The following is a 13111-nucleotide window of genomic DNA, read 5'->3' on the forward strand; positions in this document are numbered from 1 at the left end:
ATCGATTTTTTAATTTCCGTATTCCGTCCTTTACACGCTCCTGCCTGCCGGTGAGGCAGGTTCGCGAAAGCGTACTCCTGCTCAATCCATCACAAACCCCATACCGAAACTGATAAGGTTGGATTGTAAGCCCGAGTCGCGCGCATAGGTGTTGTATTGAAGGTCTACGCTTTTAATGCCTAGTTTCCAAATATGAGTGTTGGCAAACAAATCGTTATAGCGGATTCCAAATCCAAACTGATTGGCAACATACTCTGAAAGATCAAAATCTGAGGTATAAAACTCTTGAGTAGAGAGATGTTGCTCTGCAGGTGCAAAATAATCTGCAGCAGTTTGTGTATAATAGCGATAGGAGGGATAGAGAGTAAACTTATCTGAGATTTTGACAGGAACTTCTAGACTTGCGGTATGAGATTGTATGCCAAAGTCATCTGTGTAATATCTATAAAAGGAGCGAAGCGCAAAAATCTCATTAATGTAATAATGCAAGCGTCCGCCCACAGCAATTTTAAATCGGGTATCGGGTAAGCGTTCAATATCATCTGCCAGTTGAAAATTTTCAATAAAGGAATCTGCCACATCTGCAAAATAGACTCTTTGAAATGGCGTAGATAATAACCCTTGTTGTTGTACAAAATCTAGTGATAAAGATCCTTGCAGGTTTTTGGATAGAATTTGAGAAAACCCGAGTCCTACCGAATACGAATTACGTCCTTCGTCCTGAAACTTTGTAAACGTAGGGTTGTAGTTTGGGTTTCCTGTAATGGTATTTTGAGTGAATAATGCATTAGAAAGTCCATTGCCGCCTTCACCAAATGGTCTTAATTCTGACGGGTAAATCGCATTCCATGTATCTATAAAGACATTGGCTTTTATGCTAAATTCTGTATTTTTTTCATTAAAGAGACGTGTGTAGCTTCCTCCTGCACCTGCCGAAAAATAGTCGTATTCGCTAGAAACGGATATGTTCCCGCTCCAAAGGGTGTTTCTGTCATCAGAACTATGAGAATAGCTTGCGGTTAGATTGGTCCATACATCAGAACCGGAAGCGCCAGAAGATGCTTGAAAAGGATCTGCTGAGCCAGAATCATCAAAAGGGTTTACGTTACTAGATGATGCCGATGTATATGCTGAGACTCCTAATTCGACTGTAAGTACATCATCCTCATTTAAAGGAACTGACACAATGATTGTAGGAGCTATGTCGGTGAGTTCTTCGGTACCAATACCGCCACTAACGGCAGCATTATTCCCATCTTGCGAGTAATAACTCGCTAAAAAATCTACCTCGGTAGTTTCCAGGACTCTTTTCTTAAAAACAGTAGTAGCGTCTTGTGTTTGTTGCGCCACCATTCCCATTGGAATAAGGAAGAGAACCCTGTAAAGAAGCTTATATATAAATTTCATCTAGTTATTTTTAATAGTTAGGTTGTGAGCTTTTAGTTACAGCCGCAACCTCCGCCTGTTTTTCCTCCGTTTGCACCCGAAGAAGCCTCTCTGTAGGAATGAAATGTATTCAGTCCTTTTTCTATTTTCCGACTCGCCAATGCCATATCTGGGTCGTTTATGTTTACTTTTTCGTATTCTTTTACCACCACACAAGACTGCAGGGAGCAAAGGCATACAAAGGCACAGATCATATATTTATACATATTTATTCGAGTGTTTTTAAGTCGATGTTTTTTGAGGTGTGAACTTTGTTTTCTTCATCTACAATCACGCATTCTACCCCTTTCAATTGATTTATAAAATCCAGTCCTACGTCTGTGCCCATTACAAAAATCGAAGTAGCAAGTGCATCGGCGAGTTCTGCATTTTTGGTAAAAATACTAGCACTGATGATCCCTGTACTTGGGTATCCTGTTCTTGGATCTATAATATGAGAATATCGGGTGTTGTCAAACTTGACAAATTTTTCATAGTTACCAGAGGTGACTACGGCACTATTTTTTACAGGGAGCCACGAGAAGGCTTTTTCTTTATTCAACGGGTTGGTAATAGCGACCATCCAATCTTTTCCATCGGGTTGTTGTCCCCAGGTGGTCAAATCTCCAGAAGCATTTATGATTCCTGCAATCACTCCTTTTTTTATAAGAAGCGCTTTAGCTTTGTCTGCCGCATATCCTTTTCCAATCGCCCCAAATCCTATTTTCATTCCTCTTTGAGTTAAGAAAACACTATGGTTTTCTGGATTCAAAAGGATGTTTTTATATCCTACTTTTGCTACCGATTTTTTAATCTCTTCTGGAGATGGCATGACAGTCATAGATCCATCAAACTTCCAAATACGATCCATAGAAGCGTATGAGATGTCAAAAGCGCCATTGGTGAGCTTTGATATTTTTAAGGCACGTTCTATAAGATCATACAACTCCTTGTCTACGGGAACTGGTTTGATTCCTGCATTTTTATTAATAAGGGATGTTTGTGAATTTGCATCCCATGAGGAAATAAGGGTTTCTATACGGGTAATTTCTGCAACAGCGTCATCGATAAAGCCTTGTCCTTCGGTTCCGTTTTGGGCCACTACGGTAATATCAAAACGGGAGCCCATCATTTTTAAAGTGCGCTTGTAAGTGTCTTGTGCTTTCGCTTCAAGCGAAAAAGAGAGCATACATACAATGCTCAGTACGTATATAGAATTACCCTTCAAAGTCGGTTAGCATTTTTATGTATTCTTCTGGTGTTGCTTTTTGATAGGTAGCTTGGCCTAGTACTTTTCCCTCAGGAGTCATGACAACAACAAATGGAAAAATTCCTTGTTTGTTATACGTATCTGCAAGCTTTTCGTTGTGTGCTTTTAAAGCCGCAGGAAGTTCGTTTTTCTTTTTTCTAGGAAAATCAGCTTGTACCATCACAAAATGATCTTTCGCATATTTTTTAAAGGTTTCAGTGCTCCAAATTGCACGATCCAGTTTAATGCAGGGTGCACACCAGTCAGAACCTTGAAAGACAAGGATGATGGTTTTGTGTTCTTTGGTCGCTCTCTTTTGGGCGGCTGCAAAATTGGTATTCCATTCTTGAGATTGAACGGTAGTATAGGTTGCTAAAAACAACAGCAGTATAGGCAGTATTTTTTTCATAGATTATATTACATAATTACTCCTTAAACGCTGTTTGACAAAAAAACTTACATTGATATTTATCAATTCTAGCTAGGATTATATGGGTGACTTAACGAAAGTTGGAAACTTTTACAAGCCCTTTAAGATCCTTAATGATAATTACCCTTCCTCTGGTAACGATGAGATTTTCTTCTTTAAAATCTTTTAACATGCGTACCAAAGATTCTTTTGCTGTGCCTACCATGCTAGCAAAGTCATCTCTGTTAATGATAATTTCAGTTTCACGGTGAGTATTTTCTCTGAATTTGCTTTCAAGAATTAAAAGATTTAAAGCTGCGCGCTCTCTAACAGTGTATTTTGCTAGTAATTTGGTAGCGTTTATAAAAACACTAAATTCGTGCCCTAGGCTTTTTAATAGTCGTTTAGACAGTATATGTGACGTTTCTAAAGCCTCACAAAAATCTTTTTTTGGAATAAACTCAATCTCACAATCTGTCAAAGCAGACGCTGCATCGGCATATACTTCTTCTCCTAAAAGCGCATGGTATCCTAAGTACTCCCCTTCTTTACAGATGTAAAAAATATGTTCGGTTCCAAAGTTGGTTTCTGTGAATTTTTTAACCTTTCCTTTTTTAACTCTGTAAACACCCATAGGGACTTCGCCTTCTATAAAGATGGATTGTCCAGCTTGATACTGTTTTGTGATTCTATAAGTAGTTATTTTTTCACAAATAGCGTCGGGTAATCCAGAGAATAAGTCTTGATTGTCAAAATCATATCTTTTGTATAGAAATTCATTCTCTATCATAATAGGCTAAGATTTGTTGTACTTTTTTTATGTTTTCTTGCTTTCCTTTTTCAAGAATTTCTTTTCCATAGGTACTTTTAAAATGGATGTTTTTTAAAAAGTCAAGATTGAGTTCATGCCATTCTTTATCGGTCATACTCATGTTGCAATACACCTCCCATTCTCTACGTAATAAAATTTTCCGATAATAAAAGTGAGGAGTGCTTATATGAAATATATCTGCATCACACAGTATTTCTGCTAGTGTTGTGGTTGGAGTCTGGGGTATTTTGGTAGCCTCAATACAAACGCATATGTTTTTGATTACTTCTTCTTCGGTGCCTAACTCTGAAAGAAATTGAATGGCAATATTTTTACTCTCCTCTTCGTGTCCTTTGTAGGTTTTTGAAAAACCGGTATCGTGGAACCAAGCAGCCGTGATTACTAATTCTTTGTCTTTTTGGTCAACATCCATGGCGTTGCAGATATGATTTACATGCAGAACAACTTCCTCCGTATGTGTAAGATTATGAAAAGGCAATGTTTTACATCTCGTGGTATGTAATAAATTGCGACAATACATTTCTACTTCTTTAATCATAATAGCATCATTTTTCAATATGTAATGTTAATTATTTTTTTAGAATAATCATTTGACAACTTCTTTAGTATCATACTACGAGTTGTTATATACATGGATCGTTGTAAAACGTTTATAATTTTAAATTTTTATGGAGCATGGTTAAAATTAGAGGTTAATTAACTTTTTGAAATAAATACGATGTTACAAAATACTAGTTAATTTATATGTATCTTTGCACGCAATTAAATGTTAACTAGTAGAAACTTTTCTTGGTTTTTACGCTTTCGCGAAAGCATATAAATACTTAGCGAACGATAAAACATAATTGCAATGACTGCACACGAGAATAAAATCTTAGGAGAAGGACTCACGTATGATGATGTACTTCTTGTTCCCGCTTTTTCTGAAGTACTCCCAAGAGAAGTAAGTATACAATCAAAATTCACCAAAAATATTACGCTTAATGTGCCTATCATCTCTGCGGCGATGGATACGGTAACAGAAAGTCGTATGGCGATTGCTATGGCTCAAGAAGGAGGTATAGGCGTACTTCATAAAAATATGACGATAGAGGAGCAAGCCATGAAAGTACGTAAAGTAAAGCGTGCAGAAAGTGGGATGATCATTGATCCAGTGACCTTGCCGTTAAGTTCTATCGTGCTAGATGCAAAAAATGCGATGCGTGAGCATAGTATAGGGGGAATTCCTATTGTAGATGACGCAGGAAAATTATTAGGAATTGTCACCAATCGAGATCTTCGTTTTGAAAAAAATAACGATCGCCCAGTGTCAGAGGTGATGACTTCTGAAAATCTAGTCACTGCCGCAGAAGGGACATCACTCGCACAAGCAGAAGAGATTTTACAAGACCATAAAATAGAAAAACTACCCGTCGTTACAGATGATAATACTTTAGTAGGTCTTATAACCTTTAGAGATATTACAAAGCTTACACTAAAACCAAATGCTAATAAAGATTCGTACGGTCGTTTGCGTGTAGCGGCTGCTATTGGAGTGACAGGAGATGCCGTAGAGCGTGCTGGTGCTTTGGTCAACGCAGGGGTCGATGCCATTGTCATTGATACTGCACATGGACATACCAAAGGAGTTGTTTCTGTCCTTAAAGCAGTCAAGAAGGTATATCCAAATTTAGATTGTGTGGTGGGTAATATTGCTACTGGTGAAGCAGCCAAGTACCTAGTAGAAGCAGGCGCCGATGCTGTAAAAGTAGGTATAGGACCAGGATCTATCTGTACCACACGTGTGGTGGCTGGGGTTGGGTTTCCTCAATTTTCTGCAGTACTAGAATGTGCAGCAGCCATTAAAGGGTCTGGCGTTCCTGTTATTGCTGATGGTGGGATTCGGTATACAGGAGATATTCCGAAAGCCATCGCCGCAGGAGCCGATTGTGTGATGTTAGGATCATTACTTGCAGGAACCAAAGAATCTCCAGGAGAAACCATTATTTATGAGGGACGTAAGTTTAAATCCTATCGTGGTATGGGATCTGTCGAAGCGATGAAGCAAGGATCAAAAGATCGGTATTTTCAAGATGTAGAAGATGATATCAAAAAATTGGTGCCAGAAGGAATTGTAGGACGCGTACCTTATAAAGGAGAGTTAAATGAAAGTATCCACCAATTTGTTGGCGGATTAAGAGCAGGAATGGGCTATTGTGGTGCAGGTACCGTAGATGCGTTAAAAGAAAATGGACGTTTTATAAAAATTACTGCAAGTGGAATTAATGAAAGCCATCCGCATGATGTAACGATCACTAAAGAATCACCTAATTATAGTAGATAAAAGAGTCCGCTTTCGTACTTCGACTATCGCTCAGTATAAACTTCTGCTTTACTTCGTTTCGCGAAAGCGTATAGTACAATATAAAGAAATAGCTAGTCGACAATTGACTAGCTATTTTGTTTTACCAAATAGAGGGCTCCAACGCATCGCATGCTTAGTTTATTTATTTGGGTATAAACAAGACTGAAAGAGCTTCTTTGAAATTCGTATTCCAGCATTCCCAATCATGTCCTCCATTTGTAATGCGTAGTTCATTTGTGACATCATTTTTAAGGAAAAACTGTTGTAAATCAGTTACCACGGGGACAATATTAAATACATCATCATCGCCAACGGAAATATGGAATTTTGGTCGCTGCGTACTTTTTAAAAAATCTTGTTGCAGATGCTTGTATGAAAATGTTGACCAAAGAGAGTCACTAAAAACACCATCCACGGCAAAAGCAGCTACTTTTCTAGAAGACGAATTGAGAGGAGGTAAAGGATCATAAGAAGCAGGGCTTAATAGAATTACATTTTGAAATAGCGAAGGAAATTTTAAGGAAAAACGCAAAGCACCAAATCCTCCTGCGGAGAGTCCTGCTATATGCCTACCTGTAGGATAATCACTAGTAGTAACAATAGATTCAAAATGGGGTATAAACTCTTTGATGTAGAAAGACTCCCAATCCTCTACACTGTTTACATACCAAGAATTACCCGCGCTCATACTTACCCCAATCATAGGGGGTATACCGGTATTCTTTGCCATTTCACTAAGAGTTACTGCGGCATTACCTCCTTCAGTAGTAAACCAGTCTTGTGAGCTTCCTCCATGTCCATGTAGTAAATAGATGATTGGATAGCTGAGAGATTCGTTATAATTTTGAGGAAGACTATAGTGATACTGTACATATTTGTTGAGTGTCTTTGAGAAAAGACTATCGTTTATGACCGCAATCTCAGGGTTTTTAATTACTAATGTTTCAGGAGTATGTTTACAGCTTGTGACTAATAAAGAGAAACCAAAAATGAGTAGTAGATTCTTTATGTATATCCTAGAATATGTCATGATTCTTTTTGTTTTGACATATACGTCTCTAATGCATGCTTCGTTTTTTCTTGTAGCTTTTTCTTAAAAAAGCGAGTGCCTCCTATTAAAAAACCTTTAAAGCCCATCGCTTGACTCGCCCAAGTACGAAGGCTAAAAGAGTCAACGTGCTTACTAATCTTACCCTCTTTAAACTCAAAAGATGCTTTTATTTTATTATGTACTTTTCTTCCAGTAGCACTAAATTCGTACTGCGCTTCCCAATGAGCTGTCCCTTTATCTTCTTGGCAGGTAATATTAGAAAATGAAATGTGGAACTCTTTTCCTTTTTGAGAGTTGCATAGCATATGCCACATCTGTCCTGCTTTTTCTCCTTTAAGCACACCAAAAGCGGGGTCTTCAAAATGAATGTCTTTATGGTAACAAGCCGTCATTGCATCAGGATCTTTTGCAGCAAAAGCTGTGTAGAAAGTTTCAATAATGTTCAAGTGATATCGTTTTAAGTGAAATTAAAGTTACAATTTTAAAACCGTATTCAACTAAAGACGCATTCTAAAAGTAGGTATCTGCTTTTAGAATGCGTCTTTAAAATGGTTCACTATATATTATTCTACAGAAAAGAAATACAATTGATCAGAAGTGTCTATGTTAGGTAGTGTTGAAACGATACCACAATTATCAAATTCGATAGTATTTGGGTTTCCGTCAACGGGATAATTAGAGAGGATTTCTGTATTTCTGTCTATATTTGTAAGACTAGTGTCAAAATCCCAATTTAGTACAAAGTCTCCTTCAATAGTTGGTTTTAGACCTATTCTATAGATATATTCTGAGCTATCATCAGAAAGTATGCCTTCGATAGATAATCCACCGTTAGGACATGCGCCCAAAGGAGACGTTTGTCCCACTTTTTCAATAATTTCAAAATTATTGATAGCATCCACACTATTACTTTGATTATCTGCAGATCTTAGTCTGTAAATAGAAATTAAATCTCTGTTAAAATCAGAAGGGATCGAGTCTCCAAGGGTTTCATTAAAAGCTTGTGAGGACACTCTACCAGTAATCCATAAAGTATCGTTTAAAGTAATACTTCCATTTGATACAGTAGCTTCAAAATTATTATTTATAATAACCTCACTTGGTTCGTCATCACATTGAAATGACATAAGAAGTAGCGAGAAGGCGAATAATATAAAGAGGGATTTTTTCATAAATGATTGTTTTTTAATTGATGATTTCTTTAGTACAAAACATTTCAATTATGTGTATTCCTACTATCTTTATGTTAAACAATGTTAATATCTTATTTTTAATTATTCTAAAATATCAACAAGTTCTATTCTATAGACCAAAATAGAATCTTTAGATAAAATAGGAGGGTAGCTAGATCTCTTGCTAAGGGAAGCCGGAACGATGAGCTTACGGACTTCTCCTTTTTTCATACCGCGAACTCCTTCATCTACACCCTGGATAACTGTTTTAGACCCAGGCATAAACTGTATAGGTTGCATATCTTTTGAAGTGAAAATAAGCGTTCCGTCTCGATAGGAAGTACTTTCGTGTATTTTTACATCTTGACCTATTTTTGCTCCTTCACCACGACCTTCTTTAAGAATTTTATACTGTAATCCAGAAGTTGTTGTGATCATATTTGATTTTTGCGATCTGTTTTTTTGACAACTTAGGGATATACACACCAATAGGATAAAACCTACTAATTTTATCATAACTATAATTATTTAAGATATAATATTAAAAAGAATATGTAGTATGTTATACATTGATACTTTTCAAATGTATAGAATGTTTATTTTAGATGAATGAATAAGATCATTATTTTATATGCACTTTTAGTTATTGGAATCATTTCTTGTAAGGATGAGCCCACACCTCCATATAGTATTCCTAAAAATGCAGTGACACTATTAACTGCAGATTCTATAAAGTCGTGGAAAATTGCAAGACGTTATAATGGTAAGACACGCATGAATATGGGAGATTGCTTTTTGGGATACAGGCAACGCTTTCGCACTTCGGCAGCGCTCAGTGTAAACTCCAGCGGACAAGTGAGGGATAACAATGGCGAATTAAGAAATTGCGGACCAAGCTTGGAAGCCAGATGGGAAATCACAACGTCTGATAAGGGAGATTCTTATTTGAAATTAACAAGTGATCAGATTCCTGAATTGTTAGGGCAAGAGTCAAAGGAGAAATTCTTTAAGATTCTGTACTTAAGCAATGATTCTCTGACACTCTCTTATGTTCATAAGCAGTTTAATAAGCGACTTAGAATTACTGATTATTTGGTACGGGAAGACTTACGCGTAGAGGATCGTGATTTTCACTGGTAGGGTTTTAATTACACTCAAGAGATAAAGTGTCATTCTCGTCGATTACCCAATTGGTAGGAGTATTATCGAGTTGAGATTGGCTCACTTTGATACAATCCAGTGGGTTGTTGCGAACTTCTAGCGTGAAGAGTTCAGGGTTGTTAGAAACATCTAATGCGGTAATGGTATTATCGTCTAAGATTAAAAACTGTAGCTGTTGGTTATTACTCACATCCAAAGCAGAAATAGCGTTTCCGCTTAACTCTAGTTTTTCCAAATTAGGCATAGTACTCACCTGAATTTCAGAAAGATTATTGTTTTCTATAAAAATAAATTTCACCATGTTATTTTGAGACAAGTCAATCTCAGAAATAGCATTGTCATTTAACCATAAGTTATACAGATTTGTAAACCCTTCTATACCTGTAAGATCAGATATCCCTTTTTCATTGAGTATAAGATCCATAACTTCATCAATATTATCTGATAAAACAGAACCATCTAATTCATTATCTAAATTTAATTCTATAAGAGCAGCTTCAAACGCTGGGTCTGGAATCAAGGTACGTTGTGCTTGTGGAGTTACGGGGTCTATGGTTTCCGTTACTGAATCTGTATCATCAGAACCACAAGAAATAAGGAGTAGTGTAGTGGTCAGATATATACTTAGAAAGCGAAATGTAATCTTTGAAAATTCCATGATGAGATAATTTTATTCCTCTAAACTATGAAATTTAATTATTGTTTAATTATTATTAAAATAAGTTTAACAAAATATTATTCTGGAAATAGAGTTTTATCAAGTCCTGGAACAATACGCAATGCATTTTTATAATATACTTTTTTTAGAACATCATCGGGTAAGTCTAGTCCGTACATTGCCCAAAAAGCATGATACTTTTTATGGTATGGGAAATACTCATCATCACTTTCTAATACTCTAAAATACGTAGGGAATTCTTCTGGTTTCCAGCTGTCTTTTCCAAATAAGATACGATCTTGGTATTTAATAAAGAATGCTCTAGCTTGTCGCGGCTGTCGTCCAAGTTCGGCAATAATAGCGCCAATTCCCACATTCATATTAGGCATTTCATCTAGTAATTGACTTAGTTTAGGAAGATTGTTTGCATACCACCCCATGTGTGCGTTGATAAAGGTCGTGTTTGGATGTTTTTTAAACATGCGGTGTTGCTCTGCAATGAGCGTTTCCCAAGGCGCAGGATTGTTAGCATCTCTTTTTCTATTTGGACGTGTTTTTAATTCTAACCAACGCTCATTGTCACCATTAAATTCATCCCAGAAGGGTTTAGGGTCTGCGGTATGAATTAAAACTGGGATCCCCAATTTTCCGCAAGTGGCCCATATAGCATCAAGCCTTGAGTCATCTACCGCAAGCCGCTTGCCGTTTATATCTTTGTATCGTAATCCTAAACTTTTATAAATTTTTAAACCTCTAGCTCCGTTTTGCACATCTTTTTCTAATTGTGCAACTGTTTTTTCTGTCCATTCAGGACTACCAACACCTTCAAAATTAATATTAGCAAACACCACAAAGCGATTAGGATAATGATCCGCAATATTTTGAACTGATTTTTGTAAGTCGTCTCCAGAGCGACCACTTAAGTTGACCATAATCCCCATGTTAAGGGTGTCCATGGCAGCAATGACTGGTGCAAGATCCTGATTAGGCATACGGTATTGATGTCCATGCACATCTATAAAAGGGAACTTAGCTTTCTCTATAACCTCTCCGGGAACAACAAGGGTAGAGGTAGGATTATATTCTTCAAATGAAAGGTTTTGCGCTTGAAGCGAAAAAATACACAGACACAGACTTAGAAGGAGTACTTTTTTATACATCGAAATACGTTTATAGAGAACATGTCTAAGATACTACCTCTAAAGGATACCTAGAAATTTTAAAATAGGTTTAACGTTCTTGTCTAAATAAACTTAGATTTTTTGATACTCTAACCATTCTAGTGGAGATACTAACATCTGGTTGCAAAACTCTAAATGAATGACTCTTCGTTGTTTATTATTTGTCGTTCTATTTGACGCGTGTAGTGTCAATGGTTTCATAAACATAACACCTCCCTTTTTGACATTACATATATACTCTTCTTGTATGTTCCATTCTCTTTTATCTACACGAATAACCCCTTTTAGGTGTGATGTGGGAATCACTCTCAAGGCACCATTATGGGCATTAGTGTCATCCAAATGTATTCTAACGGTAGTCGTATTCTCTAAAATGGATAAGGGTGGCTGTACGCCATATTGACCTCTTTTGTATGTCCAATGTGTATAATCTGATGAATCCGTTTTTTGATTCACAGAAATACTTAAGTCTTGATGATAGGGCACAAACCAGTTAGATGTACTCGGTTTATCAAAATAAATAGCTTTAGTTAAAAAATAGGGAGTTGAATAAATATTAGATAATATCGAGAGGAGCTTCTGATTAAACAGAAATTTTTTAAGTTGAGGTATCGTATTTAAAAGCTGCCTAATGGCGAACAGGTCTTTTGTTTTTGGAAGGTTATCATCGTTTTGAGAAGCTTCCTTAATACAAGCAACGATTTGTTGAAGTTCTAGGGTTGTGTATACACTATCTAAAATAGCACTTCCTTGTTCTTCTAACGTAAATTTTAGACCGTCAATATTCAAAATGGCTGTAGCTTATTTATCTCTCAAAATACAAATCAATAGCATCAAAATATCTGTTTCCCACAACTTTCGCACCGTAAATATTATAATGAACATCATCTATTAATAAAATATCTGTCCATCCCATTGCCATATCTACAGTAATTACATTGGAGTCTTCTGTAGAACGCTCTTCAGAAATAGTAAGAATGGCGTTTTGAAAATTTTCAAAAAGTTCTAAATTTTCTTCAGAGAACGAACTCGAATTTCCAGGAGCTATTTGCTCTAAAAAAATAGTCACCTCAGGATTATGATCTTGTAAAATATCGATGATACTGTTTATATTTTGTATCGCTTCCTCATAGGAATTTGTTCTTACTAAATCATTTCCTCCAATACCTAATAAGACAATATCTGGTGTTTCAACGACAGAAAGTGTACTCTCTAATGAAATTAATACATCCTTGGTTGTATGACCTCCTACGCCAGCGTGTTCTTTATCGAATATTTCTCCTGAATATGTAGGATATTCACTCGCATCTGTTTCAGACCCCACAAAGTCAAAATCCCAATTGTTGTCTATTAGGTTTTTCCAAAGATCATAGCGATAGCTTTCATGCACAGGGCGATCCCCAGCAACCCTAGAATCTCCTATGGGAAGTATAATTACTTCGTAATCAGGTGGATTTATGTAGTCAGAATCGTCTTCTGTACAAGAAAAAATTATATGTATTAATAATGCAGCAAACGCTATTCTTGTAAATTTAGACATAAAGAACCTTTAAAAATTATAAAGGCGCAAAACTACGTTGATTTATAGCTAATTAAAAATATATTCTAAATTTTTAACAGATTATTCTT

General features: G+C 36.4%; 16 protein-coding genes. 2 read left to right on the forward strand and 14 right to left on the reverse strand.

What is annotated here, in order from left to right; genetic code table 11:
- Positions 1–81: 81 nt before the first annotated feature.
- The 6 genes from ACFO3O_RS09420 to ACFO3O_RS09445 all read right to left on the reverse strand — a co-directional run bounded on the left by ACFO3O_RS09420 (position 82) and on the right by ACFO3O_RS09445 (position 4453).
- Positions 82–1407 carry a DUF3570 domain-containing protein gene (locus tag ACFO3O_RS09420; protein ID WP_379978351.1) on the reverse strand — a complete coding sequence of 442 codons (1326 nt, stop codon included), beginning with the start codon at positions 1405–1407 and terminating at the stop codon, positions 82–84.
- Positions 1408–1439: 32 nt separating this feature from the next.
- Positions 1440–1652 carry a DUF4266 domain-containing protein gene (locus tag ACFO3O_RS09425; protein WP_379978352.1) on the reverse strand — a complete coding sequence of 71 codons (213 nt, stop codon included), beginning with the start codon at positions 1650–1652 and terminating at the stop codon, positions 1440–1442.
- Between the two features lie 2 nt (positions 1653–1654).
- Positions 1655–2614: an FAD:protein FMN transferase gene (locus ACFO3O_RS09430; protein ID WP_379978353.1), complete on the reverse strand. Its 960-nt coding sequence runs from the start codon at positions 2612–2614 to the stop codon at positions 1655–1657.
- Positions 2615–2642: 28 nt separating this feature from the next.
- Positions 2643–3083, reverse strand: a complete 441-nt coding sequence (locus tag ACFO3O_RS09435) for a thioredoxin family protein (RefSeq protein WP_379978354.1) — start codon at positions 3081–3083, stop codon at positions 2643–2645.
- Between the two features lie 91 nt (positions 3084–3174).
- The gene (locus ACFO3O_RS09440; protein WP_379978355.1) at positions 3175–3873 is read right to left on the reverse strand and encodes a Crp/Fnr family transcriptional regulator; all 699 of its coding nucleotides are present in this window, start codon (positions 3871–3873) and stop codon (positions 3175–3177) included.
- A complete protein-coding gene (locus ACFO3O_RS09445) occupies positions 3860–4453 on the reverse strand; it encodes an HD domain-containing protein (protein WP_379978356.1) in 594 nt (197 codons plus the stop codon). The genes ACFO3O_RS09440 and ACFO3O_RS09445 overlap by 14 nt, the downstream gene beginning before the upstream one ends.
- Before the next feature lie 312 nt (positions 4454–4765).
- On the opposite strand from ACFO3O_RS09445, the gene guaB reads away from it, so the two are divergent.
- A complete protein-coding gene (gene guaB / locus ACFO3O_RS09450; RefSeq protein ID WP_379978357.1) occupies positions 4766–6238 on the forward strand; it encodes an IMP dehydrogenase in 1473 nt (490 codons plus the stop codon).
- A gap of 163 nt (positions 6239–6401) precedes the next feature.
- On the opposite strand, the gene ACFO3O_RS09455 is transcribed toward guaB, so the two are convergent.
- The 4 genes from ACFO3O_RS09455 to ACFO3O_RS09470 form a co-directional block, all read right to left on the reverse strand.
- Complete coding sequence (locus ACFO3O_RS09455; protein ID WP_379978358.1) at positions 6402–7289, reverse strand: alpha/beta hydrolase; 888 nt, start codon at positions 7287–7289, stop codon at positions 6402–6404.
- The gene (locus ACFO3O_RS09460; protein ID WP_379978359.1) at positions 7286–7756 is read right to left on the reverse strand and encodes a nuclear transport factor 2 family protein; all 471 of its coding nucleotides are present in this window, start codon (positions 7754–7756) and stop codon (positions 7286–7288) included. The genes ACFO3O_RS09455 and ACFO3O_RS09460 overlap by 4 nt, the downstream gene beginning before the upstream one ends.
- Positions 7757–7873: 117 nt before the next feature.
- A complete protein-coding gene (locus ACFO3O_RS09465) occupies positions 7874–8482 on the reverse strand; it encodes a hypothetical protein (RefSeq protein WP_379978360.1) in 609 nt (202 codons plus the stop codon).
- 102 nt (positions 8483–8584) lie between these two features.
- A complete protein-coding gene (locus tag ACFO3O_RS09470) occupies positions 8585–8998 on the reverse strand; it encodes an FKBP-type peptidyl-prolyl cis-trans isomerase (protein WP_379978361.1) in 414 nt (137 codons plus the stop codon).
- Positions 8999–9091: 93 nt separating this feature from the next.
- Here ACFO3O_RS09470 and ACFO3O_RS09475 point away from each other — a divergent pair, with 93 nt between their 5' ends.
- Complete coding sequence (locus tag ACFO3O_RS09475) at positions 9092–9622, forward strand: hypothetical protein (protein ID WP_379978362.1); 531 nt, start codon at positions 9092–9094, stop codon at positions 9620–9622.
- A 4-nt stretch (positions 9623–9626) separates the two neighbouring features.
- Here ACFO3O_RS09475 and ACFO3O_RS09480 read toward each other — a convergent pair whose 3' ends face one another.
- The 4 genes from ACFO3O_RS09480 to ACFO3O_RS09495 form a co-directional block, all read right to left on the reverse strand.
- Positions 9627–10301, reverse strand: a complete 675-nt coding sequence (locus ACFO3O_RS09480) for a leucine-rich repeat domain-containing protein (protein WP_379978363.1) — start codon at positions 10299–10301, stop codon at positions 9627–9629.
- A gap of 77 nt (positions 10302–10378) precedes the next feature.
- Positions 10379–11461, reverse strand: a complete 1083-nt coding sequence (locus tag ACFO3O_RS09485) for an amidohydrolase family protein (RefSeq protein ID WP_379978364.1) — start codon at positions 11459–11461, stop codon at positions 10379–10381.
- A 93-nt stretch (positions 11462–11554) separates the two neighbouring features.
- Positions 11555–12271, reverse strand: coding sequence for a phytanoyl-CoA dioxygenase family protein (locus ACFO3O_RS09490; RefSeq protein WP_379978365.1), 717 nt, complete (start codon positions 12269–12271; stop codon positions 11555–11557).
- 16 nt (positions 12272–12287) lie between these two features.
- Complete coding sequence (locus ACFO3O_RS09495; protein ID WP_379978366.1) at positions 12288–13022, reverse strand: SGNH/GDSL hydrolase family protein; 735 nt, start codon at positions 13020–13022, stop codon at positions 12288–12290.
- Positions 13023–13111 lie beyond the last annotated feature (89 nt).

The sequence above is a fragment of the Dokdonia ponticola genome, assembly GCF_042653865.1.
In the GTDB taxonomy this organism is placed as follows: domain Bacteria; phylum Bacteroidota; class Bacteroidia; order Flavobacteriales; family Flavobacteriaceae; genus Dokdonia; species Dokdonia ponticola.

Excerpts from the sequence above, each read along its gene's own strand:
- ACFO3O_RS09420 (WP_379978351.1), bottom strand. The coding sequence starts at position 1,407 with ATGAAATTTATATATAAGCTTCTTTACAGGGTTCTCTTCCTTATTCCA.
- ACFO3O_RS09425 (WP_379978352.1), bottom strand. The coding sequence starts at position 1,652 with ATGTATAAATATATGATCTGTGCCTTTGTATGCCTTTGCTCCCTGCAG.
- ACFO3O_RS09430 (WP_379978353.1), bottom strand. The coding sequence starts at position 2,614 with ATGCTCTCTTTTTCGCTTGAAGCGAAAGCACAAGACACTTACAAGCGC.
- ACFO3O_RS09435 (WP_379978354.1), bottom strand. The coding sequence starts at position 3,083 with ATGAAAAAAATACTGCCTATACTGCTGTTGTTTTTAGCAACCTATACT.
- ACFO3O_RS09440 (WP_379978355.1), bottom strand. The coding sequence starts at position 3,873 with ATGATAGAGAATGAATTTCTATACAAAAGATATGATTTTGACAATCAA.
- ACFO3O_RS09445 (WP_379978356.1), bottom strand. The coding sequence starts at position 4,453 with ATGATTAAAGAAGTAGAAATGTATTGTCGCAATTTATTACATACCACG.
- guaB (WP_379978357.1), top strand. The coding sequence starts at position 4,766 with ATGACTGCACACGAGAATAAAATCTTAGGAGAAGGACTCACGTATGAT.
- ACFO3O_RS09455 (WP_379978358.1), bottom strand. The coding sequence starts at position 7,289 with ATGACATATTCTAGGATATACATAAAGAATCTACTACTCATTTTTGGT.
- ACFO3O_RS09465 (WP_379978360.1), bottom strand. The coding sequence starts at position 8,482 with ATGAAAAAATCCCTCTTTATATTATTCGCCTTCTCGCTACTTCTTATG.
- ACFO3O_RS09470 (WP_379978361.1), bottom strand. The coding sequence starts at position 8,998 with ATGATAAAATTAGTAGGTTTTATCCTATTGGTGTGTATATCCCTAAGT.
- ACFO3O_RS09475 (WP_379978362.1), top strand. The coding sequence starts at position 9,092 with ATGAATAAGATCATTATTTTATATGCACTTTTAGTTATTGGAATCATT.
- ACFO3O_RS09480 (WP_379978363.1), bottom strand. The coding sequence starts at position 10,301 with ATGGAATTTTCAAAGATTACATTTCGCTTTCTAAGTATATATCTGACC.
- ACFO3O_RS09485 (WP_379978364.1), bottom strand. The coding sequence starts at position 11,461 with ATGTATAAAAAAGTACTCCTTCTAAGTCTGTGTCTGTGTATTTTTTCG.
- ACFO3O_RS09495 (WP_379978366.1), bottom strand. The coding sequence starts at position 13,022 with ATGTCTAAATTTACAAGAATAGCGTTTGCTGCATTATTAATACATATA.